We start from the raw sequence: 21,795 nt of genomic DNA, 5'->3' as shown, positions 1-21,795 counted from the left end.
GTACGCGCGTACACATACGTGCCCGGGGGGGGCTTGGGTGGGAATCAGGGACGGCAAAGGCCGTCGTGGGGGGCTTGCCGCCGCGGTGACCGGACTGGTCGCGCTGGCGGCGGTGACGGCCGGCGCGGTGATCGCGTTCGGCTCGTCCCCGGGGGGAGCGGACGCCGCCGCCACGCCCTCGGCCACGGCTTCGAGGACCGGCGCCGGCGCACCGTCCGGTTCCGCCTCCGCCTCGTCCCCCGCGCCGAGCGCGTCGCCCATGGCGAAGAAGCCCGCCGGACAGGTGGCGCACGGCACCCACACCGGCGACCTGCGGTACTTCCTGATCCCCCCGCCCGACGGCGCCGACGTCTACGGTGACCCGGCGGGCAGCGCCGACTCGGCCGCCGACGTGGCCGCGGGCTCGGCGGACGGCAGCCAGGCCGCGCGGGCTCTTTCCACCTACGGATTCCGCAACGCCGCGAGCCGTACGTATCTGACGGCCGACGGCGGGTCCGAGGTGTCCGTCGAACTGGTCCGCTTCCGCGGGCCGAGCCAGGCGGCGGCGTACTACTCCTCCTCCGGCTACCAGGCCACCACGCTTCCGCTGCAAGGGAGTTACCCCGCCCGCGGGTACGACCTGGCGTCCGGGTCGGCCGAGTCGTCGGACACGCTGCTGGCGATCTCCTACCAGGGTGACGTGCACATCACGATCTCGGTGACCGGTGGGAAGGCGCCCTCCCGCGCCCTGCTGCAGCACCTGCTCGACGCGCAGTACCAGAGGCTGAGGACGGGTCGCTGACCCGCTCTCCCCATCCCGTGGAGTGACCCCTTGACGCAGGACACCCCTGTCCAGGAACCGGACCCCGTCCCGGTTCCGGAACAGGTTCCAGAACCGGTTCCCGTTCAGGACGCGGAGCCGATCGCGGCACCGGCCACAGAGCCGGTCGCAGAGTCTGCGGCGGAGCCGGCTGCCGAGTCCACGGCGGAGCTCGTCGCAGAGTCTGCGGCGGAATCTGCCGCCGAGCCGCTCGCCGAACCCTGTCCGGGGCCCTTCCCCGAGCCCCCGACGTACAAGCCGCGGCGGCGCGGGCGGACCACGCTGCTGATCGCCGCGGCCGCGGTGCTCGGCGTGCTCGCGGGCGGCGGCCTCGGCTACCACATCCAGCAGAAGCGCTCGCCGACGCCGCTGCCGCCGCTCACCGGGCCGGTGCTCGCCCAGCCCAAGGGGGCCGGCCCGGCGGCGCCGAAGCTGCCCGCCGCCCAGGACGGCGGCCTGGTCTACCAGGGCGACCTGCTCAAGCTGCTCGTGCCGACGCCCAAGGGCGCCAAGGAGGAGACCCGGGACTGGGTGTCGCTGCTGGAGTACGCCGACGGCTACACCCACGCCGGGAGCATGTTCAGCACGTTCGCGAGCGAGTCCTTCCAGCGCAGCGTCGAGGCGGACTGGACCGACAAGCATGGCGACTACTACGAGGTGCACCTCACGCAGTTCCGGGACGAGGGCTACGCCGGGACGCCGTCGCTCTTCCAGGACCAGCGGAACATCGCCGACAGCTCGCCGAACAGCGGCCCCGGGACGGACCTCGCGGGCGTCACGGACGGCAGGGCATGGGGTTCGGCGAAGCCGTACCAGGAGGCCGGATACCTGAGCGACTACCTCGCTCGCGGCCTCGGGCGGGTCGGCAACATCTACGTCGAGGTCTACATCGACTCGCTGCACCCGGTGAAGTCCGGGCGGATCAAGCCCATTCTCGAGAAGCAACTGGAGCGGCTGTGAGCGACGAGACCCCTCCGCGGAGACCGGAGGACCTTCCGGCCGCTGCCCCTGACCTGCCTCCGGCGGTACCCCCGGCCGAGCCCCCGGACGTAGCCGCCGGCACGCCGCCGGTGCCGATGCTCCCCGCGGCACCCCTGCTTCCGCCGGAGACGGCCGGGCCCGCTGCCGTACGGTCCAGGCGCGGGCTCGCGCTCGGGCTCGCCGCCGTGCTGGTCGCGGTCGTGGCGGGCGGCGGCGTCGGGTACGCCGTGCTGCACGGCAAGGACGGCAGGACGGACGCGAAGCCCGCCGCCACCCCGTGGACCGAGCCGACCCCGACCGCCACCAAGGCGTTCGGCACGCGGTCCGGCGGCAGCCACTACGGCAGCCCGCGACTGCTGCTCCTGCCGATTCCCGGCGGCTACCTGCCCGGCCCCGACGTGGACGAGTACGGCAACGACGTCGCGCTCGACGCCGAGCAGGCGCAGCGACTGGTCAAGGGCGACTCCCGGGACATGTCCGCGAAGGAGCGCAAGGAGCTGAACGAAGCGGTGGACAGCCTCCACATCGAGAGCGCGGGGATGCGGACCTACACCCAGACCGGCGGCGGGCTGGTGGTCCAGATACGCATCGTGCAGATGAGGAACAAGCAGGCGGCGAGGGCGGAGACCGACTACTTCACCGCCTTCACCAAGGCCATGGGCGTCTTCCGTACCGGCCCGAAGGTGAAGGGCTACCCGAAGGCGACCTGCGTCCTGCCGCCCGCCGAGCCGGGCGACGCCCTGGACGAGATGACCTGCCAGGCCACCGAGGGCGACCTGATGGTGACGATGACCGCCGACGGCCCGCGGCCGCTGGCGAAGTCCGACGCGGTCGACCTGCTGCGCGACCAGCTGGACCGGATCAAGGACCCGGGGATGACGGTCTGATGACGGAGACGACGACACCTGAGACGCCGGCCGAGCCGGCAGCCGAGCCGCCGGCCGAGCCGGCAGCAGAGACCCCGGCCGAGCCGGCACTCGTGACGGCCGCCCCCCAACCGTCCGAACCGCCCGCGCCGCCCATGCCGCCCGTGCCGCCGCTCGCGCCGCGGCCGCCCAGGCGGAAGCTGCGGGCCGCGATCCGGTGGACCGCCGCCGTGCTGGTCTTCGCCGCGCTCGGCGGGGCGGCGACGTACGCCGTGACCCAGCCGGAGCGGACCGAGATCCCGGGGCTCAAGACACCCGACGACGGCCGCTGGGCGTATCCGCCGATCGCGCTGCCGAAGCTTCCCTCGGGCAGGCCGCGCCCGCTGGTCTCGGCCAACCCCTCCGGCGTGCACTACACCGACGAGCGGTCGCTCCTGCTGCCGCTGCCCGAACAGGCCGTGCCGGACCGCTCCTTCCCCGGCACGACCGGGTGGCTGCCGACCGCGGCCTACCAGAAGCGGTACGACTTCGGGCTCCCGGACGTCGCGCGCGACGCCGACCTCGCGCTGCGCGCCGACGCGGTGCGGCACATCGCCGCCCGCGCCTGGACCATGCCCGACGGCACCAGGACCGAGGTCTACCTGGTGCAGTTCCTCACCACCGGGTACCGCGTCGTCTACTTCGACGGCATGGCGGGCGTCTCGGTCAGGGGCGCTCTCGACACCGTCGAGGACCCCAAGGTGCAGTCCCCGTCGATCCCGCGGACGGTCGCCGTGACCGCCCAGGCCGAGCTGAAGTCGAGCGGGGACACCTCGACCCGTCTCGCGATGCTCAACGCGGGCGACACGTTCGCCCTGGTGGTGCAGACCCGCAAGGGCTCGCTGCCCGCGGTGCCCTTCCACCAGACGGTCCGCCTGCAGGCCCAGTTGCTGGGCTGAGCCGCCACGGGCGCGGCCTGGCCGCGCCCGTGGCAGGGCCGCGCACTAGACTTGCCCGCGGTTCGTGCCGTACCCGCGCGCGGACCTGCACCGTCTGCCGCCCGAGGAGCCCCTCCGTGGAAATCCAGTACTACTTCGACGCCCTGCTCGTCCTGGTCTGCCTGGGCGTCGCCGCGTTCGCGCTCTACGCGGTGAAGAAGCTGTACCAGGGCCAGCGCTGACATGATCGAGATCCCCTCCGACCTGCACCCGACGCTGGTCCCGCTCGCCTTCCTGCTGGGGCGCTGGACCGGGGCGGGCGTGCACGACTTCCCCGGCGCCGAGAAGTGCAACTTCGGGCAGGAGGTCGCCTTCACCCACGACGGCCGGCCGTTCCTGGAGTACACCTCGCACACCTGGGTGCTGGACGAGGAGGGCCGCAAGGTCAGGCCGCTGGAGTCCGAGACCGGCTACTGGCGGATCGACGCCGAGCGCAAGGTGGACGTGACCACCACCCGCGACGAGGGCGTCGTCGAGATCTGGACCGGCGAGCTGGCCGACGGCAAGCCGCAGATCGACCTGGTCACGGACGCGGTGGCGCGGCTGCCGGTCGCCCCCGCGTACAGCGGCGGCAAGCGGCTCTACGGGTACGTCAACAGCGACCTGATGTGGGTCGGCGAGAAGGCCACCCCCGAGGTGCCGCTGCGCGCGTACATGTCGGCGCACCTGAAGAAGGTGGTGGACCCCAAGGAGTGGGCCGCCGATGTGAAGGACCTCCCCGACGACGGAATCGCCTTCTTCAAGTAGGCGTACCTACACTGGCCCTGTGGCGAGCACTGACTGGAAGAGCGATCTGCGGCAGCGCGGGTACCGGCTGACCCCGCAGCGCGAGCTTGTGCTGGAGGCCGTCGACGCCCTCGACCACGCGACGCCCGACGGCATCCTGTGCGAGGTGCGCAAGACCGCCTCCGGGATCAACATCTCCACGGTCTACCGGACCCTGGAGCTGCTGGAGGAACTGGGCCTGGTCAACCACGCCCACCTCGGCCACGGCGCCCCCACCTACCACCTCGCCGACCGGTACGACCACATGCACCTGGTCTGCCGGGACTGCGACCGGGTGACCGAGGCCGACGTGAGCTTCGCGGCCCCGCTCAAGGACGGGCTGCGCGCGGAGTTCGGCTTCGAGACGGACATGAAGCACTTCGCGATCTTCGGCCGCTGCCGGGACTGCGCCCGCAAGGCCGCGCAGGAAAGCTAGCGCCGTACGCTTGACCGCATGAACAAGAGCCCTTTGCTGTCGCTGCCCGGCGCCGTCCCCGCAGAAGGCCCTGACGAAGGCGTCGCCGCCCACTACGGCGACCTCTTCCGCGAGCAGCGCGCGCTCGCGGACGGCACCGGTTTCGTGGACCTGTCGCACCGCGGAGTCGTCACCGTCAGCGGGGCGGACCGGCTCTCCTGGCTGCACCTGCTGCTCACCCAGCACGTCGAGCAGCTCCCGCCGCACCAGGCCACCGAGGCGCTGATCCTGTCCGCGCACGGCCACATCGAGCACGCCCTGTACCTGGTCGACGACGGCACCACTACCTGGATGCACGTCGAACCCGGCAGCCAGGAGGCGCTGATCGCCTACCTGGAGAGCATGAAGTTCTTCTACCGGGTCGATGTCGCCGACGCCGCCGACCAGTACGCGGTGGTGTACCTGCCGGCCGGTTCGATCGCCCAGGTGCCCACCGAGTGGGCGGTGCGCGAGACGCCGTACGGCCGCGACGTGTTCGTGCCGCGCGACAAGCTGGAGGGCTTCACGGCCACGGCGGGTCCCCCGGCCGGCGTGCTCGCCCACGAGGCGCTGCGGATCGAGGCGCACCGGCCGCGGGTGGGCCTGGAGACCGATCACCGTACGATCCCGCACGAGCTGGGGTGGCTGGAGAGCGCGGTGCACCTGCAGAAGGGGTGCTACCGGGGCCAGGAGACCGTCGCCCGCGTGCACAACCTGGGGCGGCCGCCGCGCCGCCTCGTCTTCCTCCACCTCGACGGCAGCGAGGTGCGGCTGCCGGCCCACGGCGCTCCCGTGCGCGTCGCCGTCGAAGGCGCCGACCCCGCCGAGGGCCGCGCGATCGGCTTCGTCACCTCTTCCGCCCGGCACTGGGAGCTGGGCCCCATCGCCCTCGCCCTGGTCAAGCGGAACACCCCGGAGCACGCGACGCTGATCGCCGACGAGAACACCGCGGCGGCCCAGGAGACGGTGGTCGCGCCGTAGCCGCGCCGGCAGTGCGGTCCACGGCCCGCCCGCGCACCGCGAGGTCCGGGGGCGGGCCGTGGATCTCCGGGCGGACGGTCAGAGGTCGAGGACGACCGTGAAGGGCCCGTCGTTGGTGAGGGAGAGCTTCATGTCGGCGCCGAAGACCCCGGTGGCGACGGTCGCGCCGAGCCCGCGCAGTTGCGCGACCGCCTCGTCGACGAGGGGCTCGGCGACGGCGCCGGGCGCGGCCGCGTTCCAGGTGGGCCGGCGCCCCTTCCGGGCGTCACCGTAAAGCGTGAACTGGCTCACCACGAGCAGCGGCCCGTCGACGTCGGAGCAGGACCGCTCCTCGGGCAGAATCCGCAGGCTCCACAGCTTGCGGGCGAGTGCCGCCGCCTTCTCCTTCGTGTCGTCGTGCGTCACACCGACCAGGACGCACAGTCCCGGTCCCTGGATGGCGCCGACGGTCTCCCCGTCGACGACGACCTTCGCTTCGCTCACCCGTTGGGCCACCGCTCGCATGCCCCCATTGTCGCGGGTCGCGGCGGCCGTACCCCACACGGGTGAGAGCCACCCGACGAGGCGGCGGCGTACGCCCGGTCGGCGGGGTCGCACAACTGTTGTGACGGCCGTTCGGGTGCAGAGTCGCTGCGGGGTGCCAGCGGCAGATGGCAGCATCAAAGCCGGGAGGGGCGTGTGGCACGCCCGGAGGGGACGAAAGGTATGACCAGATCCGGCGCCGGAGAGACATCCGGCACCGCGCGACGGGCGCTGTCCGTGGCACCCGGCTCCGCCGTATCGAGGGCCGCCGCGTCCGCGGCGCATCGCACAGCAGGAAGGGCCAACCCATGCTGAAGGCCGACGCTACCGGCCCACTGCGACCGCCCGCGCCGCGCGGTCCGCTCGCCGATCCGCCCGCGCCCGACCTGGGCGGGATGGACCTGGCGGCGCTGCGCACCCTGCGCCGTGAGGCGCAGCGGGAGGAGGCGGACCTGTCGTACCTGCGGCGGATGCTGCACGGGCGGATCGACATCCTGCGTGCCGAACTGGCCCGGCGCGGCGGCCCGGAGGCGCCTGCCGCGGACGCGGAGGAGGGCGCCGCGGGCGGTGGCGGCTCCGCCGGGGGCAGGTCGGCCGGGGGCAGAGCGGCCGCCGGCGGGGTGGCCGGCGCGGGCGGGCCCGTGGTGGACCGGCTCTCGGAGATCCTGGCCGACGGGCCGTCGCGGGTGCGCTCCTCCGCACGGCACGTCACGCTCGGCACGCCGTTGACCGAGCGGGTGCGGCTGCTCGCCGAGGAGATGCTCTCCGAGGTGGAGCTGTCCGACCTCGACGCCCGTACCGACCCCGAACTGCACGCGGCGATGGCCCGGTTGGCCGGTCACGAGCAGCAGGTCTCGCGCCGCCGCCACACGCTCCAGCAGACCGTGGACGGCTGCTCGGCGGAGATCACCCGGCGCTATCGGGCGGGCGAGGCGCATGTGGAGGACCTGCTGGCGGAGGGCTGACGTACCGGCGCCCGGGCGGTCCGCGCCGGTACGGTCCGGGGCCTGCCGGTCCGGGGCCTGCCGGTCCGCACGGGTCGGTCCGGGGCCTGCCGGTCCGCGCCGGTGCGGGCCGGCCCGTCCGGGCGGATATTCGTGTGCGGGGCGCGGAGCGGCGCGCATATGGTGCCGGGCATGACTGCTGAGATCCGCACCCTCGAAGAGTCCGATGTCGCCGACTGGGTGCGGGCGCAGTACGCGGGCTTCCACCTCGGGCCGTCGGTCGACGCGGAGGTGGTGGCGACCCGCCGCTCGCTGATCGACCTGAGCCGGTCCCGGGGGGCGTTCGACCGGGGCCGCTGCGTGGCGACCTTCCGCAGCATGCCCCGGGAGCTGACGGTGCCGGGCGGCGCGGCGGTGCCCGCGTCGGCGGTCACCAACGTCTCGGTGACCGCCACCCACCGCCGGCGCGGGCTGGCCGGGCGGATGATGGCCGCGGACATCGCCGACGCCAGGGAGCGCGGGGACGCGGTGTCGATCCTGATCGCCGCCGAGTACCCGATCTACGGCCGGTTCGGCTTCGGCCCGGCGACCTGGGTGACGAACTGGGAGGTCGATGTGGCGCGGGCCGCGCTCGACCACCGCTACGCCGGTCCGGACGACGGCGGCCGGGTGGACATGGCCACCCTGGCGGAGTTGGGCGAAGCCGGTCCCGCGCTGCACGACCGGGTCAGGGCGGCGACGCCGGGCGCGATCGACCGGCCGCCGCTGTGGTGGCGGCGGACCACCGGCGAGGTGCGGCTGCCGGAGTGGAAGGAGCGGTACTGCGCGCTCTACCGCGGCCCGGACGGCGAGGTCGACGGGTTCGTCCTCTGGGACGTGCAGGACCATCACTGGCCGGGGAAGCTGCCGCGGGCGGAGCTCACGGTCGGGGACCTGATCGCGGCCACCCCGGCCGCCGAGCAGGCGCTGTGGCGGTTCCTGCTCTCGATGGACTGGATCACCCGGATCACGTCCGGGTACCGCGCGCCCGACGACATCATGCCGCTGCTGCTGGGCGACCCGCGCGCGGCCCGCCCCGAGGCGTACGCCGACTTCATGTGGCTGCGGGTGCTGGACACCCCGGCCGCGCTCACCGCCCGCCGCTACGAGGGCGCCGCCACCGGCCTGGTGCTCCAGGTCCACGACGAGGTGCGCGACGGCGACCGGACCGTGGCGGGCCCCGCCGCCGGCCGCTTCCTGCTGGAGACCGACGACAAGGGGGCCGCCTCCTGCACCCCCTCGACGGCGCCGGCCGACCTGTCGCTGTCGGCCGCCGACCTCGGCTGCCTGTACCTCGGCGACGAGTCCGCGGTCCGGCTGGCCGTGCTCGGCCGGATCACCGAGCACCGCGCGCAGGCGGCCCGAGTCGCGGACACCCTCTTCCGCACCCCGCGCCGCCCCTGGTGCCCGGACGTCTTCTGACCGCCTGGCGCGGAACCTTCCGACCCGCCGGCGGCACCGCGCCGGCCGCCTGGGCGTCGCGGCGCGGCTGCCGGCGGGCTGGTGCCGGCGGGCTGCTGGCGGTGGGCTACTGGCGGCCGAGGGACATCCACTTCGACGGGTCGGCGAGCGGTTCGAAGCCGAGCTTCGCGTAGACGCCGTGCGCGTCGGCGGTCGCCAGCATGACGCGGCGTATGTCGTACGGCGCGAGGTGGTCGCGGACGGCGGCGACCAGGGCGGTGCCGAGGCCGTTGCCGCGGGCGGCCGGGTCGACGAACACGTCGCAGAGCCAGGCGAACGTGGCGAGGTCGGTGACGACGCGGGCGTATCCGTGCTGCTCGCCGGTGGTCTCGTGGTACGCCCCGAAGTTGAGGGAGCCGGCCATCGCGGCCTGCTGCTTGTCGAGGGAACGTCCCTTCGCCCAATACGAGTCGACGGACAGCCACTGGTGGATGCGGGGGACGTCGAGGCGGGCCGGATCGGCGGAGATCTCATACATGGCCGGAAGCGTAGAGCTGCTTAAGAGTTCCGTGCACGACATTTAACTGGACCTTGCGACGACCGGCGGCGCAGACTCGCAGACATGATCCACGTACCGCTGATCACGCCGTTCGGGCCGGACGGCCGGGTCGACCTCGCCGCGCTGGAGCGCCTCGGCCACGATCTGCTGGAGGAGGGGGCCGGCGGGCTGGTCGCCCTCGGCACCACCGCGGAGGCCGCCGCGCTCGAACCGGACGAGCGGGCCGCGGTCACCGCCGCCGTCGGCCGGATCTGCCGTGCGCACGGCGCCCGCTTCACCGTGGGGGTGGGCGGTGCCGGCTCCACCCGGCGTGCCGCCCGCGAGGTGGCCGCCCTCGCCGGGCTGCCCGAGGTGCCCGACGCCGCGCTCGTCACCGTCCCCTCCTTCACCCGGCCGGGCGAGGCCGGGGTGCTCGCCCACTTCCGCGAGGTCGCCGCCGCGAGCCCGGTGCCGGTGCTGATCTACCACGTCCCCTACCGCACCGGGCAGCCGCTCTCTGCCGCCGCCCTCGTCGCCCTCGCGGCGATCCCCGGGGTGGCGGGCGTGAAGTACGCGGCGGGCGAGGTCACCGCGGAGACCGTCGCGCTTCTCGCGTCGGCGCCCGAGGGCTTCGAGGTGCTGGCCGGCGACGACGTCTTCGCCCCCGCGCTGCTGGCGCTCGGGGCCCATGGCGCCATCCTGGCCTCGGCGCACCTGGCGACCCGGGAGTGGGCGGCGCTCGCCGCGGCGGGCCCCGGCGCCGGTGACGTGTCCGGCGGGCGCGGGCTGTCGGCGCTGGCCGCCGCCGTCTTCAGCGAGCCGAACCCGGCCGTGGTGAAGGCCGTCCTGCACGCGCAGGGCCGCATCCCGACCCCGGACGTACGGCTGCCGCTGCTCCCGGCGAGCCCGTCGGCGGCGGCCGCGGTGCTCACGGCCCTCGTGGCGGTGGAGGGCGCCCCGCGGGAAGCCGGAGTCGCGGCCGCGGCCGGCCCCGGCCGTCTCGCCCCGTGAAATCGCGCGGCGCCCCACGCCCGGGCCGGGGGATACTCGAAACGGACGGGCACCCCCAGACAGGCATGATCGGAGAGATACCGCAATGAGGATCGGAATCGTCGGAGCGACCGGACAGGTCGGCGGGGTCGTCCGCAAGGTGCTGGCCGAGCGGAAGTTCCCCGTCACGCAGCTCCGCCTCTTCGCCTCGGCCCGTTCGGCGGGCCGCACCCTTCCGTGGGAGGGCGGCCCGGACGGCGCCACCGTCACCGTCGAGGACGCGGCGAGTGCCGACTACTCCGGTCTGGACATCGTCATCTTCTCCGCGGGCGGCGGCACATCCCGCGCGCTGGCGGAGAAGGTCGCCGCACAGGGCGCCGTCGTGATCGACAACTCCTCCGCGTGGCGACGCGACCCGGACGTCCCGCTGGTGGTCTCCGAGGTCAATCCGCACGCGATCGCGGCCCGCCCGAAGGGCATCATCGCCAACCCGAACTGCACCACGATGGCCTTCATGCCGGTGATGCGCCCGCTGCACGAGGAGGCCGGGCTGGTCGCGCTGGTCGTCGCCACCTACCAGGCCGTATCCGGCTCGGGCCTGGCCGGCGTGGCCGAACTGCACGGCCAGGCGGTGAAGGTCACCGAGCAGGCCGACGGCCTCACCTTCGACGGGTCGGCCGTCGAGTTCCCCGCCCCGGCGGTCTACCAGCGGCCCATCGCCTACAACGTGGTGCCGCTCGCCGGGAACCTGGTGGACGACGGCAGCTTCGAGAGCGACGAGGAGCAGAAGCTGCGCCACGAGTCCCGCAAGATCCTGGAGATCCCCGAGCTGAAGGTGTCCGGCACCTGCGTACGGGTCCCGGTCTTCTCCGGCCACTCGCTGCAGATCAACGCCCGCTTCGCCCGCCCGATCAGCGTCGCGCGGGCGTACGAACTGCTCGCCGCCGCGCCCGGGGTGGAGATCTCGGAGATCCCCACCCCGTTGCAGGCCGCGGGCGCCGACCCCTCCTACGTGGGCCGCATCCGGCAGGACGAGACGGTCGAGAACGGCCTCGCGCTGTTCGTCTCCAACGACAACCTGCGCAAGGGCGCCGCGCTCAACGCGGTGCAGCTCGCGGAGCTGGTGGCGGCGGAGCTCGGGGCGGCGGAGCTCGGAGCGGTCACGGTCTGAGGGGTCATGGTCTGCCAGGTCACCGCCTGGCGTCGGGGCGGTGCCCGGTCGACGTCACCCGTGGGCCACGGCCAGCCGGAAGGCCGCCAGCACCGCCTCGGACTGGACCCGCACCTGCTCGTCGACCGGCACCCAGACCGGGTCGTGGCCGAGGGTCAACTCGTCTGCCCAGCGGACGAGTTGGCGCTCGCATACGACCTTGACCTCGGCGGTGGCCGGGCCCGGGCGGCCGTCGAGGAGCCGTAGCAGCGTGCCGGCGGCCCGCAGGGGAATCCTGCGGGCCGCGATGTCGAGAGCCGCGAGGTGCGCGGCGGTCAGCGGGACCGCGTCCGGGGGCATGCGCTCCCACTCCGCGGCGACCTGCGGGCAGGCCGCGGCCAGTTCCGTCGCGACCCGCAGCAGGTGGGCGCGGTCCGGGGCCGTGGCCGGCAGCACCGCCCGCACCTCCGCGATCAGCACCTCGACCCGGCGCGCGTGAGCCCGCAACTGCCGTCCCAGCCGGGCCAGTTCGCCGGCCGCCTGCGGATGCGGAGCGGGGTCGGTGACCGTACGGGCCGACCACATCGGCACCTCGAACAGCGCGGTCATCCCGCCGTGGCGGTGCGGCCGGGTCCAGGTCGAACGGTCGACGTCCGCCGGCAGCCGGTCCGACCTGGCCCGCGCGCCCGGCTCGGGCAGCACGTAGACACCGGGCCCTGACACCGTCCACCGCAGCGCGTCATAGGTGCCGGTCTGCACCGGAACGTCGTGCTCGGCCGCCAACTTGCCCAGCGGCTCGGCGAGTCCGGGTATGTCGCGGGTCAACTGCACCCAGCAGCCGCCGAGGTCGTTGCCGTGCAGCGAGCACTGGAGGACCGGCCGCAGCTCGTCGATCAGGTCCAGCAGCACCTGGGACTCCGGGAGTTGGTCGTCCGGCGGCCGGATCGACGGGGCCCACTCCGGTTGCTCGTCGGGCGGCGGGCGGTACGCGTGCCGGAAGTGCGCGGCGGGGGTGCGGCGTATCGGCGGCCCGGCTTCGTGGCGCACCGCGCCGTCGGGGTCCAGGCACAGCAGCAGGTGCCAGGTCGCGTCGGCGCCGGCGTGCAGCAGCGGGTCGTGCGCGACGCGTTCGGCCAGCCGCAGGGCGGTCGCCGCCCCCACCCGCTCATCGGAGTGCGGCCCCGCCACCACCAGGACGTTCCGCCGTCCGTGCCCCACGGTCAGTACGTGCAGCGGGCGCCCGGCCCGCGATCGGCCGACCGCCCGCAACTCGCACAGGCCGGGATGGAAACCGGCGAACGCCGCCGCCGTCGCCACCACCCCCGCGACACTCGGATAGGCGTCGGCCATCGCCGAAGTCACGCTCCGCCGGTCGTCGTTGCCACGGGATCTCCTCGCTGTCCAAATCAACGGCCCCACGATGAAGTTGACGGGGTAATCGCCGATTTGCCCGATGCCCCGCCAAGGTTCCGACCCCTTCGTCCCCCTGTCAAGACCGCCTCGCGCCCGGAAGCGGACCGGCACTCCCACGGCGTCTCGTGCCGCCTCACCCGCCTCACCCGAGCCCCGCGGCGGCGGCCAGCACCGTCCGCGCCTGCAATTCCATCTGCTCGGAGATCGGCACCCACACCGCGTCCATCGCCGCGATCAGGTCCCCCGCACCCGCATCGAGGCGCCGCTCCAGCCGGGCCCGCAGCCGGGCGGGCGGGCTGTCCGGGTCCTCGTCCAGCCGCGCCTCGTCGAGCAGCCGCAGCAGCGTCCCCGCCGCCCGCAGCGGCGCCCGCCGCGCGGCGATGTCGAACGCGGCGACGTGCGCCATGGTCAGCGGCACCGGCGACTCCCGCCCGATCGCGTCGAAGTCCTCCGCGAGCGCCGCCCACCCGTTGACCGCCTGCCGTGCGGCCCGCAGCACCGGCCCGTCCGCGGCGTCCCCGAGCAGTTCCAGCGCCTGCTCGAACGCCTCCTCCCCGGTGGTCCCCTCGTTCCGCAGCCGCGCCGCCAGCACGGCCAGCGCGTACGCCGGGTCCGGGTGCGGCTCGGCGTACGCCACCCGCCGGGTCGCCCACATCGGCACCTCGACCCGCAGTTCCGGTCCGTACTGCCGCCCCGGCCCCGCCGGCCGGACGAAGACACCGGGCCCGGCGCCGTGCGAGGACAGCGCTTCGTACGTGCCGGTCTGCACGGGGATGTCGAGTTCGGCGGCGATCTTCCCGAACGGCTCGGCCAGCCCCGCCACTTCGGCGGAGAGCCGGACCCAGGCGCCCCCCACGTCGGTGCCGTGCAGCGAGCAGCGCAGCACCGGCCGCAGCTCGTCGACGAGGGCGGACAGCGCCAGCGTCTCGGGGAGCCGGCCGGCGGCTGCGGGCAACGAGGCGGCGGCGTAAGGGCGTTCGGAGGAGGCGGGGCGGTAGGCGTGCCGGAAGTGCACCGCGGGCGGGCGGGGACCGGCCGGGCCCGTCTCGTTGAGGAGCGCGCCGTCGGGGTCGAGGCAGAGCAGGAAGTCCCAGGTCAGCCCGGCTTCCTTGAGCCGTCGCCGGTCGTGGACGGCCTGCTCGGCCAGCCACAGCACGGTGCCGCCGCCCGCCTGCTCGTCGCAGTTCGCGCCGGCCACCACGAGGATGTGCCGGCCGCTGTCCCGCGGGTGCCCGACGGACAGCAGCCACAGGGGCCGCCCGGACCGGGACTCGCCGGCCAGCCGCATCCGGCACAGGTCCGGGTGGCGCAGCGTGAGCATCCGGGCCGCCGCGGCGACACCCGCCACCGTCGGAAACGCGTCTGGCCCGCGCATGACCGCTCCTTCGCTGCCGTCGCCCGCCGTCCGGCCGTACAGCCGTGCCTGCACGTGCGGGGGCGGTGCCTTGCCTGCTGTGCGTTGCGTGCTGTGCCTGCTGTGCGTGCTGTGCAACGGAGTTGGCGGCGCGGCTCGATCGGCGGTGGTGCGCCCCGCCCCAGCGTCGGCGGGCGGCCCGCGGGTGTCAAGAGTGCCCAGCGGCCACTCCGGCGGCGTGCGAACGGGCGATGTCGGGCCCGCGGTACATGTCCTCGGGGATGCTCGCCAGCGCGGACTCCCGCAACCGGCCGCCGAGTCCGTACAGTTCCTGGAAGCTCATCAGCAGCGGCCGCCAGCGGTCGGGGTCGATCCGGTCGCGCGTGCCGGGCATCCGGATCGCGTCGTGCACGAGCACTCGCTGCACCCGCACCTCGAACACCACGATGCCGCCGCGCTGTTGGGGGTCGTCGTCGGCGAGCGGATGGGTGGCCTCGACCACCGCCTCCATGGCCACCGGGCACTGCGCGGCGCGCGGCGGCCGTACGGTTTCCGAGTCGACCGGGGTGAGCCCGGCGCGGGCGAACTTCTCCTTGTGGAAGCGGTATCCGCGCTTCTGCTTGCCCTCGGGCACGGGGTCGCGGCCGGTGGTCAGGGCGAGCGCGTCCACGGCCGCGGCGAGCGAGTCGTCCGGCAGGTTCAGCACGCATTCGCCGGTCCTGAGCAGGTTCAGCGTGGTCTGCGACCTCGCGCCGAGCCCGAGCATCGCCCGCCAGCCGAGCCAGAACGCGGACGACATCGGCGCGAGGTTCGCGCTGCCGTCCTCGTTCTCGGTGGAGAGCAGCACCACGGGGGTGCCGAAATAGAGGATGCCGGGCTCGATCCGGGTGTGCTGGGCGGCGGGGCCGCCGGTCCGGCCGTCGGCGTGGTTCTGGGCGTTTCGCGTGGTCATACGGCCAGTCTTGTCACGGGTGCGGGACGGTGCTGGCGGGAATCGGACGTCGCGCGGGCCGTACGGGCCGTACGCGGTTGCACGCGTCGCACGCGGTTGTGCCGTCCGGACCGGCCCGCGCGGGGGAGCACCGGCCGGCACGGATCAGGGTGCGGCGTTCCCCGGTGCCCCGCCGACCGTCCAGCCCGTGTCCGCCGCCCACCGTTCGGCACCGGCCATCAGCACCTCCGTGGCCGTCGCCTTGATCTGGCCGTAGTCGAAGATGTCGGGCACGCTCGCGGCCAGCCGCCGCTTGAACGCGCCCCAGCCCGCGCGGGCGGCCTCGTCCGCGCGCAGGTAGTCGCGGAAGAGCAGCGCGAAGCGGGAGTTGGGGCCGTCAGCCCGCCGCAGGTGCACGTTGCAGGAGCGCGCCCCGGGCGGCGGCGCGAAGACGAGCTTGCGGCACTCCCGCCCGCCCGACACCTCCGTCCGGTTCCACGGCTCGGGCCGGCACCGGAAGCCGATCGCGGCGAGCAGCGGCTCCAGCCGTGCCTCGTCCACGTCGCCCACCCGCACCTGCACGTCCACGCAGTCCTTCGCCGCCAGGCCCGGCACGGACGTCGAGCCCACATGGTCGATCGCGACCGCCTCCGCGCCCAGCGCCCCACCCAGCACCCGCGCCAGCTCCACGAAGTCCGCCCACCACGTGCTCTGGTACGGCACGACCCGCACCGGCTTCAACTCGTCCTCGAACGGCATGGTTCGGCACGCTACCAAGCCCGGGCGCCGGAGCCGTCGTAGGATCTTCACCCGCTGCCGGAGGGAGCCGCGCGATGTTCACGGTCGAGGAGCGGGACCGCCTGCGGGAGCGGCTGGTCGCGCGCGCGGAGGCCGATGCCGCCGTGGTGGGGGCCGCGTTCACGGGCTCGTACGCGGCCGGCGCCGGCGACCGCTGGTCGGACACCGACCTGGTGCTGTCCGTACGCGGGGAGGTCGCGGACACGGTGGCGCGCTGGACGCGGTGGCTCACCGCCGAACTCGGCGCCCTGCACCACTGGGACCTGCCGGTCGGCACCGGCACCGTCCGGGCGTTCCTGCTGCCCGGCTGGCTGGAGGCCGACGTCACCTTCGCACCCGAGGCCGAGTTCGGCCCGCGCGGACCCAACTGGCGCCTGCTGTTCGGTACTTCGCAGCCGCTGCGGCCCTACCGGGACCCGGACCCCGACCTGCTGACGGGCCTGCTGTGGCATCACGCCCTGCACGTCCGGATCTGCCTGGCGCGTGGCCGCCTGTGGCAGGCCGAGCACTGGATCGGCGCGATGCGCGAGCACATCCTCACCCTCGCCTGCCTGCGCCTCGGGCTGCCCACGGCCCACGCCAAGGGCGCCCACCTCCTGCCCGACGAGGTCACCGACCCGCTCGCCGCGACCCTCGTCCGCGCCCTCGACGCCGCCGAGATCCACCGCGCGCTGCGCGCCACCCTCACCGCCGCGGGCGCCGAACTCGCCCGCGCCGACCCGCGGACCGCGGCCGCTGCCGCCCGACTGGAGCCGCTGCTCACCGAGTTGGCGGAGGCCGACATCCCCCTCTGATCCGTCTGACCCGTCTGACCGCGGCCACCGGCGGGCCGAGCACGCCGCGGACCGGCTCAGACCGGCTCAGACCGGCTCAGACCGTCGCCTCGTCGAGGAGGAAGGTCCCGCCGGCCGCCTCGGCCAGCTCGGGGCCGAAGAGCGCGCCGGGCGTGTACGCCCCGGGCTTCCCCTCGCCCCGCGCGAGGCGGCTCGCGACCTCCGAGGCCACCGCGGCCGTGAACGACATGCCGTCGCCCGCCCGCAGCCACCCTTCGCGGTGGCCGCCGTCGGCGTCCTGGACCAGGGCGCGCGCCCAGGAGAACTCCCGGTTCCGTTCGCCGGGGCCGACCTGGACCCGGGCGAAGCGGCGCTTCACCGCGTTGCCGAGCGGGCGGCGCGCCAGCAGGAAGGCCGCCGCCGGCAGCACCGCGCGGATCGCCCGCCCGGCCGGCATCGCGCCCGACGCGGCGACCACGAAGGGCGCCCCGCTGGCCCGGTGGGCCGCCTCCAGCTCGCCGGACGGGCCGCCGGCGCTGTGGGCCGCCGAACCGTCGGGCAGGGCGAACCGCTCGAAGTCGCCGCCGAGCCGGGCGGACACCAGTCGCCCCCGCTCGTAACGGCGCCCGCCGACCGAGATCGCGTCGACGATGCTCGCCGCCAGCGCGGCCCCGATCGCGCCGGGCTCGTTCTCGACCGCCGCCAGCGCGTCGACCCGCACCCGCGCCGGCGCCGGCCGGCCCGCGCACAGCTTCAGCACGACGCTCTCGGTGGCGAGCACGCCGAACCCGGCGCCGGTCACCAGGCAGCGGCCGTCGGCGGCGGCCTCGTCGTGCAACCCGAGCAACCCGGTGACCGCGAGGAGTTCGTTGGCGAGATCGAGGTAGTGGGTGCCGGGCGGGCACGCGCGGGCGATCGGCAGCGCCGTCTCCGTGAACGGGCCGATCGTGTTGACGACCACGGCGGGCGCGGCCGCCGCGAGCTGCGCGGTGATCGCGGCGACGGTGGCGGCGGAACCGTTGGTACGTCCCCGGCGGGCATCGCCTGTGCCATTGGTACGGGCTGAACCACGGTTGCCGGCTGTGCCATTGGCATCAGCCGATCCATGGGTATCGGCTGTGCCATGGGGCCCGGCCGCCCCTTCGGTTCCGGCGGCCGGGCCGATCACCACGGTTCGCGAGGTGCCGCCGATCGTCCCGGCCAGCTCGCGCAGCCGCACGGCATCGCGTCCCACCAGGACCAGCGGGGCGTCACCCGCCGCCAGCAGCGCGGCGATCGCGCGTCCGGTCCGGCCGGTCGCTCCCAGAATCCAGATCTCGTTCATGGTCGGCTCGTTCCGCTCGTTCCGCTTGTCCGCTCGTGCCGGTCGCGTTGCCACGGGCCGGGCCGTCCGCGACGTGCCCGGGACGGCCGTACGGTGGCGCCCGGCCCGTGCTGCCACCTTGCGGGCGAGCGGCGCCACGGGTCCAATGAATGTTCCGGAATGCGCATCCCGATATTCGCAACATCGCAGGTCAGGCCGTAGGCAAGCGGTGAAGCGGCCAGGTGCGGCCGCTACGCTGAAGTCATGACAGACCCGCCCGTGCCCCGCGAGGACCTCGACCTGCGGCTCGTGCGCTCCTTCGCCGCCGTCGCCGAGCACCGGCACTTCGGGCGGGCCGCCGCGGCCCTCCACCTCACCCAGTCCTCGCTGAGCCGCCAGATCAGCCGCCTGGAGGAGCAGGTCGGCGCCCGCCTGCTGGACCGCACCCCGCAGGGCAGCCGGCTCACCGGGGCCGGCGAGGTCTTCCTCCCGCTCGCGCGGGCGCTGCTGCGCTCCGCCGCCCAGGCTTCCGCGCGGGCCCGCGCCGCCGCCGAGCCCAGCCGTATCACCATCGGCTACATCACGAACATCATCATCACCCCGGCCGTGCGCGAGCTGCGTCGCAAGCACCCGGACGCCGACGTGCGCACCCACCACCTGCTCTGGCACGAAGCGGGTGAGGCTCTGCGCGACCACCGGATGGACGCGGTGGTCACCCGGCTGCCGTTCGCCACCGGCCGGCTGCACGTGACGGTCCTCTACGACGAGCCGCGCGTCCTGCTGGTGCCCTACGACCACCGCCTCGCCGGGCGGGAGTCGGTCACCCTCGACGACGTCGCCGACGAACCCATGCCCCGCGTCGCCGACCCCGCCTGGAACGCCTTCTGGCGGATCGACCCCCGCCCCGACGGCAGCTCCGCGCCCGGCGGTCCCGTGGTGGACTCCGTCGAGGACAAGATCGAGCTGATCGCCGCCGGGCAGGCCGTGGCGATCGTGCCGCTCGGCTCCGGCACGATCGGCCCCCGCCCCGACCTGGCCCTGATCCCGCTCGAAGGCGTCGAACCGAGCCACGTGGTGCTGGCCACCCGCGCCGGCGACCACAGCCGGCTGGTGACCGCCTTCCGCAAGCACGCCGAGGCCCTCCTCACCGGCCCGGGCGGCGCACCCGGTGGGCCCGCGGGCCGGCCGTAGACTGGCCGGGTGATGATCGAGGACCTCGTCCGGCTCCGCAAGGCCAGAGACGCGATGGACCGCGACTACGCACAGCCCCTCGACGTGCCGGCGCTGGCGCGGGTCGCGCTGATGTCTCCCGGGCACTTCTCCCGCAGCTTCCGCGCCGCCTTCGGCGAGACCCCGTACAGCTACCTGATGACCCGCAGGATCGAACGGGCCAAGGCGCTGCTGCGGCGGGGCGACCTGAGCGTGACGGACGTCTGCTTCGCGGTCGGCTGTACGTCGCTGGGGTCGTTCAGCTCGCGCTTCACCGAACTGGTCGGCGAGAGCCCGAGCGCGTACCGGGCCCGCAGCCATGACCCGGGCGCGGCCATCCCGGCGTGCGTGGCCAAGATCCTCACCCGGCCGGTGCGCAACGGTCCGGCCGGGCGTGGAGGCGCGGATTCCGCCGCCCGCCCGTAGCGTGAAGTCCATGGACATCAGGCTTTCGCAGTGCTTCATCGCCGTCGACGACCACGACAAGGCGCTTGCGTTCTACCGCGATGTGCTCGGTCTCGAGGTGCGCAACGACGTCGGGTTCGAGGGGATGCGCTGGGTGACGGTCGGCTCGCCGTCGCAGCCGGACGTGGAGATCGTGCTCGAACCGCCGCTCGCGAACCCGAACGCCTCGCCCGCCGACAAGGACGCGATGGCCGAACTGCTCGCCAAGGGGATGCTGCGCGGCGTGATCTTCGCCACCGACGACGTGGACGCGACCTTCGAGCGCATCCGCGCGGCGGGCGCCGAGGTGCTCCAGGAGCCGGTCGACCAGCCGTACGGCGTCCGCGACTGCGCCTTCCGCGACCCGGCCGGCAACCTCCTGCGCTTCAACCAGCCGCGCAAGCGCTGACGGAGAGCGAGGGCCGACGGCCCCCACCACCCCGGTGAGGTGTGTGTGGCGACGGTGCGGCTCATCGGCGCGGCCGCGGTCCGGATCGAGCTCGACGGCGAGCCGGCCGCGGTGAGCCTCGTGGTGGCGGACGGGCGGATCACCCGGATCTACGTGGTGCGGAACCCGCGGAAGCTGACGCGGATCGCGGAACCGGCCGAACTCGGCAGGTAGCGGGCGTGGTTGGGGCGCGGTTCGGGCGGTGCGCGCCGTCCGGACCGCGTTGCGGGTGCGTGCCCGTACCCGCGCGGGCGAACTCCCCGCGGTGCGTGGTGCGAAGCGCGGACTGGCCCTCGACCGACTTGAGGGCCCTACGGTCGGCGGCCATGGCCTCACTCGACACCACCGACCCGGTCGTCCCCCCTCCCGCGCGGACGGCGCTTCCCCGGTCGTACCTGCTCTGGCTCGCGGGGACCCGGGCCTCGCTGGCAGGTGACGCGGCTCTCGCCTTCGCCCTGGGGTGGGCGGCCAGTGCGCACGGCGGCCGGACGGCCGCGCTGGTGCTGACCGCGATCACGCTGCCCCGGACCGTGTTCCTGCTGGTGGGCGGGGCCGTCGGGGACCGCTTCGGGGCGCGCCGGGTGATGATCGCTGGGGACGTGGTGATGCTCGCGGCCGTACTCGCTCTCGCTGTGGCGGGCCGGGCGTGGGGCACGCCGCCGGCGATGCTGCTCGGGTTCGCCACGGTTGTCGGGACGGTGGACGCGTTCTATCTGCCCGCGACGGGGTCCATGCCGCGCCGCCTGGTGGGCAAGGAGCAACTGCCCCGGGCGCTGGCCGTGCGGCAGGCCGGCGGCCAGGTCGCCGCCCTGCTCGGGGCTCCGCTGGGGGCGGTGCTGGTCGCGGTGGCGGGCCTGAGCGGCACCGCGCTGGTCGACGCGGCCACGTTCGCGGCGGTCCTCGCCGTCATGGCGTGGGTGCGGCCGGCCGCCGAGGCGCGACGGTCGCCGCGTCGGGAGGACCCGGGCGGGGACGTTCCGGGCGGGGACGTTCCGGGTCGGGAAGCCCTGGGCCGGGAAGACCAGCGTCGGGACGTTCCGGGTCGGGAAGTCCCTTGTACGGAAAGCCTGTTCGCGGGGATCGCCGGCGGGGTGCGGCTGGCCGCGGCCGATCCCGTGCTGCGTCCCGCGCTGCTCCTGACGGCCGTGGCCGCCGCCGGAGTGCTCCCCGTGGTCGGCCTGCTCGCGCCGCTGCTGGCGCGGTCCGACGGCTGGGGGCCGGGTACGGCGGGCCTGGTCGCCGCCGGTCAGGGCGCCGGCGTACTCCTGGCCGCGCTGGTGGCCGCCCGTCGCGGACCGCTGCGGCGGATCGGCGCGGGCGCGGGCCTGGGGCTGGTGTCCGCGGCGGTGGGAGCCGCCGCGCTCGCGGCCGTTCCGGCGTCCGCCCCGGCCGCCGCCGTCGCCGCGGCCGTCCTCGTCGGCACCGGCTCGGGCGTGTTCGCCTGCCACCTGGGCCCCCTGGTCCTCGCGGGCGCCCCCGACACACACCTGTCCCGCGTCCAGTCGCTCCTCGCACTCGTCCAGAGCCTCGCCCTGGTGGTCGGCAACAACGCCCTCGGCTGGCTCGCACACGCCTCCGGCCCCAGACCCGCGATCGCCCTCTGCGCCACCCTCGCCTGGCTGGCCGGCCTCGCCGCCCTCACCACCCCACCCCTGCGATCCCTGCGCCACGAAGGTCCGTAGCACCGGCGCGTCCACGGGCGGAGCCACGTCGGT

The 21,795-nt window shown here is 74.6% G+C and carries 23 protein-coding genes and 1 pseudogene; 17 read left to right on the top strand and 7 right to left on the bottom strand.

Translation table 11 applies throughout. From position 1 onward, the window contains the following. Nucleotides 1-85 precede the first annotated feature (85 nt). From OG896_RS16630 to ygfZ, 7 genes are all read left to right on the top strand, one after another. Entirely contained in the window at nucleotides 86-781 is a 696-nt protein-coding gene (locus OG896_RS16630) for a hypothetical protein (RefSeq protein WP_329366243.1), read from the top strand. Between the two features lie 30 nt (nucleotides 782-811). Next, nucleotides 812-1,759, top strand: coding sequence for a hypothetical protein (locus OG896_RS16625; RefSeq protein ID WP_329366241.1), 948 nt, complete (start codon nucleotides 812-814; stop codon nucleotides 1,757-1,759). Nucleotides 1,760-1,869: 110 nt separating this feature from the next. Next, nucleotides 1,870-2,667 (top strand): hypothetical protein, encoded by a 798-nt coding sequence (locus OG896_RS16620; protein ID WP_329366239.1) that lies wholly within the window; start codon nucleotides 1,870-1,872, stop codon nucleotides 2,665-2,667. Further along, on the top strand, nucleotides 2,667-3,584 hold the full coding sequence (locus OG896_RS16615) for a hypothetical protein (RefSeq protein WP_329366237.1): 918 nt from the start codon (nucleotides 2,667-2,669) through the stop codon (nucleotides 3,582-3,584). Before OG896_RS16620 ends, OG896_RS16615 begins: the two co-directional genes overlap by 1 nt. A 222-nt stretch (nucleotides 3,585-3,806) precedes the next feature. Continuing rightward, a complete protein-coding gene (locus OG896_RS16610; RefSeq protein WP_328467519.1) occupies nucleotides 3,807-4,370 on the top strand; it encodes an FABP family protein in 564 nt (187 codons plus the stop codon). Between the two features lie 19 nt (nucleotides 4,371-4,389). Beyond that, entirely contained in the window at nucleotides 4,390-4,824 is a 435-nt protein-coding gene (locus OG896_RS16605; protein WP_329366234.1) for a Fur family transcriptional regulator, read from the top strand. A gap of 18 nt (nucleotides 4,825-4,842) precedes the next feature. After that, nucleotides 4,843-5,823 carry a CAF17-like 4Fe-4S cluster assembly/insertion protein YgfZ gene (ygfZ, locus tag OG896_RS16600; RefSeq protein ID WP_329366231.1) on the top strand — a complete coding sequence of 327 codons (981 nt, stop codon included), beginning with the start codon at nucleotides 4,843-4,845 and terminating at the stop codon, nucleotides 5,821-5,823. A gap of 78 nt (nucleotides 5,824-5,901) precedes the next feature. On the opposite strand, the gene dtd is transcribed toward ygfZ, so the two are convergent. Beyond that, on the bottom strand, nucleotides 5,902-6,327 hold the full coding sequence (gene dtd, locus OG896_RS16595; protein ID WP_329366230.1) for a D-aminoacyl-tRNA deacylase: 426 nt from the start codon (nucleotides 6,325-6,327) through the stop codon (nucleotides 5,902-5,904). A 326-nt stretch (nucleotides 6,328-6,653) separates the two neighbouring features. On the opposite strand from dtd, the gene OG896_RS16590 reads away from it, so the two are divergent. Together OG896_RS16590 and OG896_RS16585 are read left to right on the top strand one after the other, a co-directional pair. Then, nucleotides 6,654-7,310 (top strand): RsiG family protein, encoded by a 657-nt coding sequence (locus OG896_RS16590; protein WP_329366228.1) that lies wholly within the window; start codon nucleotides 6,654-6,656, stop codon nucleotides 7,308-7,310. Nucleotides 7,311-7,481: 171 nt separating this feature from the next. After that, entirely contained in the window at nucleotides 7,482-8,750 is a 1,269-nt protein-coding gene (locus tag OG896_RS16585) for a GNAT family N-acetyltransferase (protein WP_329366226.1), read from the top strand. Between the two features lie 106 nt (nucleotides 8,751-8,856). On the opposite strand, the gene OG896_RS16580 is transcribed toward OG896_RS16585, so the two are convergent. Continuing rightward, complete coding sequence (locus OG896_RS16580; RefSeq protein ID WP_329366224.1) at nucleotides 8,857-9,267, bottom strand: GNAT family N-acetyltransferase; 411 nt, start codon at nucleotides 9,265-9,267, stop codon at nucleotides 8,857-8,859. A gap of 84 nt (nucleotides 9,268-9,351) precedes the next feature. Here OG896_RS16580 and OG896_RS16575 point away from each other — a divergent pair, with 84 nt between their 5' ends. Both OG896_RS16575 and OG896_RS16570 read left to right on the top strand, forming a co-directional pair. Beyond that, nucleotides 9,352-10,278 (top strand): dihydrodipicolinate synthase family protein, encoded by a 927-nt coding sequence (locus tag OG896_RS16575; protein ID WP_329366223.1) that lies wholly within the window; start codon nucleotides 9,352-9,354, stop codon nucleotides 10,276-10,278. 85 nt (nucleotides 10,279-10,363) lie between these two features. Next, nucleotides 10,364-11,428, top strand: a complete 1,065-nt coding sequence (locus OG896_RS16570; protein ID WP_329366221.1) for an aspartate-semialdehyde dehydrogenase — start codon at nucleotides 10,364-10,366, stop codon at nucleotides 11,426-11,428. Nucleotides 11,429-11,482: 54 nt separating this feature from the next. Here OG896_RS16570 and OG896_RS16565 read toward each other — a convergent pair whose 3' ends face one another. From OG896_RS16565 to OG896_RS16550, 4 genes are all read right to left on the bottom strand, one after another. Next, on the bottom strand, nucleotides 11,483-12,769 hold the full coding sequence (locus OG896_RS16565) for a M14 family zinc carboxypeptidase (protein WP_329366219.1): 1,287 nt from the start codon (nucleotides 12,767-12,769) through the stop codon (nucleotides 11,483-11,485). 193 nt (nucleotides 12,770-12,962) lie between these two features. Then, nucleotides 12,963-14,195, bottom strand: coding sequence for a M14 family zinc carboxypeptidase (locus tag OG896_RS16560; protein ID WP_329366217.1), 1,233 nt, complete (start codon nucleotides 14,193-14,195; stop codon nucleotides 12,963-12,965). 187 nt (nucleotides 14,196-14,382) lie between these two features. After that, complete coding sequence (locus OG896_RS16555; protein ID WP_329366215.1) at nucleotides 14,383-15,126, bottom strand: flavin reductase family protein; 744 nt, start codon at nucleotides 15,124-15,126, stop codon at nucleotides 14,383-14,385. 144 nt (nucleotides 15,127-15,270) lie between these two features. Beyond that, nucleotides 15,271-15,864: a GrpB family protein gene (locus OG896_RS16550; RefSeq protein WP_329366213.1), complete on the bottom strand. Its 594-nt coding sequence runs from the start codon at nucleotides 15,862-15,864 to the stop codon at nucleotides 15,271-15,273. 74 nt (nucleotides 15,865-15,938) lie between these two features. Here OG896_RS16550 and OG896_RS16545 point away from each other — a divergent pair, with 74 nt between their 5' ends. Then, entirely contained in the window at nucleotides 15,939-16,697 is a 759-nt protein-coding gene (locus OG896_RS16545) for a hypothetical protein (protein WP_329366211.1), read from the top strand. A 76-nt stretch (nucleotides 16,698-16,773) separates the two neighbouring features. Here OG896_RS16545 and OG896_RS16540 read toward each other — a convergent pair whose 3' ends face one another. Further along, nucleotides 16,774-18,000: a hypothetical protein gene (locus OG896_RS16540; RefSeq protein WP_329366209.1), complete on the bottom strand. Its 1,227-nt coding sequence runs from the start codon at nucleotides 17,998-18,000 to the stop codon at nucleotides 16,774-16,776. 243 nt (nucleotides 18,001-18,243) lie between these two features. On the opposite strand from OG896_RS16540, the gene OG896_RS16535 reads away from it, so the two are divergent. The 5 genes and pseudogenes from OG896_RS16535 (at nucleotide 18,244) to OG896_RS16515 (ending at nucleotide 21,762) form a co-directional block, all read left to right on the top strand. Further along, nucleotides 18,244-19,170 carry a LysR family transcriptional regulator gene (locus OG896_RS16535; protein ID WP_329366208.1) on the top strand — a complete coding sequence of 309 codons (927 nt, stop codon included), beginning with the start codon at nucleotides 18,244-18,246 and terminating at the stop codon, nucleotides 19,168-19,170. Nucleotides 19,171-19,179: 9 nt separating this feature from the next. Next, nucleotides 19,180-19,614, top strand: coding sequence for a helix-turn-helix transcriptional regulator (locus OG896_RS16530; protein ID WP_329366207.1), 435 nt, complete (start codon nucleotides 19,180-19,182; stop codon nucleotides 19,612-19,614). 10 nt (nucleotides 19,615-19,624) lie between these two features. Further along, complete coding sequence (locus tag OG896_RS16525; RefSeq protein ID WP_328467554.1) at nucleotides 19,625-20,041, top strand: VOC family protein; 417 nt, start codon at nucleotides 19,625-19,627, stop codon at nucleotides 20,039-20,041. Between the two features lie 51 nt (nucleotides 20,042-20,092). Next, nucleotides 20,093-20,254 (top strand): annotated as a pseudogene (locus OG896_RS16520) (RNA polymerase subunit sigma-24); the annotation flags it as partial. A gap of 152 nt (nucleotides 20,255-20,406) precedes the next feature. Continuing rightward, nucleotides 20,407-21,762, top strand: coding sequence for an MFS transporter (locus OG896_RS16515; RefSeq protein WP_329366204.1), 1,356 nt, complete (start codon nucleotides 20,407-20,409; stop codon nucleotides 21,760-21,762). The last annotated feature ends 33 nt before the right edge of the window (nucleotides 21,763-21,795 follow it).

Origin of the sequence: Streptomyces sp. NBC_00669 (genome assembly GCF_036226785.1) — a bacterium.
Taxonomy (GTDB): Bacteria; Actinomycetota; Actinomycetes; order Streptomycetales; family Streptomycetaceae; genus Actinacidiphila.
This window is presented reverse-complemented; position numbering and strand designations above follow the sequence as displayed.

Bases quoted from the DNA above. Each gene is read 5' to 3' on its own strand.
- OG896_RS16580 (WP_329366224.1), bottom strand. From the start codon at position 9,267: ATGTATGAGATCTCCGCCGATCCGGCCCGCCTCGACGTCCCCCGCATC.
- OG896_RS16535 (WP_329366208.1), top strand. From the start codon at position 18,244: ATGACAGACCCGCCCGTGCCCCGCGAGGACCTCGACCTGCGGCTCGTG.
- OG896_RS16585 (WP_329366226.1), top strand. From the start codon at position 7,482: ATGACTGCTGAGATCCGCACCCTCGAAGAGTCCGATGTCGCCGACTGG.
- OG896_RS16575 (WP_329366223.1), top strand. From the start codon at position 9,352: ATGATCCACGTACCGCTGATCACGCCGTTCGGGCCGGACGGCCGGGTC.
- OG896_RS16545 (WP_329366211.1), top strand. From the start codon at position 15,939: ATGTTCACGGTCGAGGAGCGGGACCGCCTGCGGGAGCGGCTGGTCGCG.
- OG896_RS16615 (WP_329366237.1), top strand. From the start codon at position 2,667: ATGACGGAGACGACGACACCTGAGACGCCGGCCGAGCCGGCAGCCGAG.
- OG896_RS16550 (WP_329366213.1), bottom strand. From the start codon at position 15,864: ATGCCGTTCGAGGACGAGTTGAAGCCGGTGCGGGTCGTGCCGTACCAG.
- OG896_RS16540 (WP_329366209.1), bottom strand. From the start codon at position 18,000: ATGAACGAGATCTGGATTCTGGGAGCGACCGGCCGGACCGGACGCGCG.
- ygfZ (WP_329366231.1), top strand. From the start codon at position 4,843: ATGAACAAGAGCCCTTTGCTGTCGCTGCCCGGCGCCGTCCCCGCAGAA.
- OG896_RS16515 (WP_329366204.1), top strand. From the start codon at position 20,407: ATGGCCTCACTCGACACCACCGACCCGGTCGTCCCCCCTCCCGCGCGG.
- OG896_RS16555 (WP_329366215.1), bottom strand. From the start codon at position 15,126: ATGACCACGCGAAACGCCCAGAACCACGCCGACGGCCGGACCGGCGGC.
- OG896_RS16570 (WP_329366221.1), top strand. From the start codon at position 10,364: ATGAGGATCGGAATCGTCGGAGCGACCGGACAGGTCGGCGGGGTCGTC.
- OG896_RS16560 (WP_329366217.1), bottom strand. From the start codon at position 14,195: ATGCGCGGGCCAGACGCGTTTCCGACGGTGGCGGGTGTCGCCGCGGCG.
- OG896_RS16525 (WP_328467554.1), top strand. From the start codon at position 19,625: ATGGACATCAGGCTTTCGCAGTGCTTCATCGCCGTCGACGACCACGAC.
- OG896_RS16590 (WP_329366228.1), top strand. From the start codon at position 6,654: ATGCTGAAGGCCGACGCTACCGGCCCACTGCGACCGCCCGCGCCGCGC.
- OG896_RS16610 (WP_328467519.1), top strand. From the start codon at position 3,807: ATGATCGAGATCCCCTCCGACCTGCACCCGACGCTGGTCCCGCTCGCC.
- dtd (WP_329366230.1), bottom strand. From the start codon at position 6,327: ATGCGAGCGGTGGCCCAACGGGTGAGCGAAGCGAAGGTCGTCGTCGAC.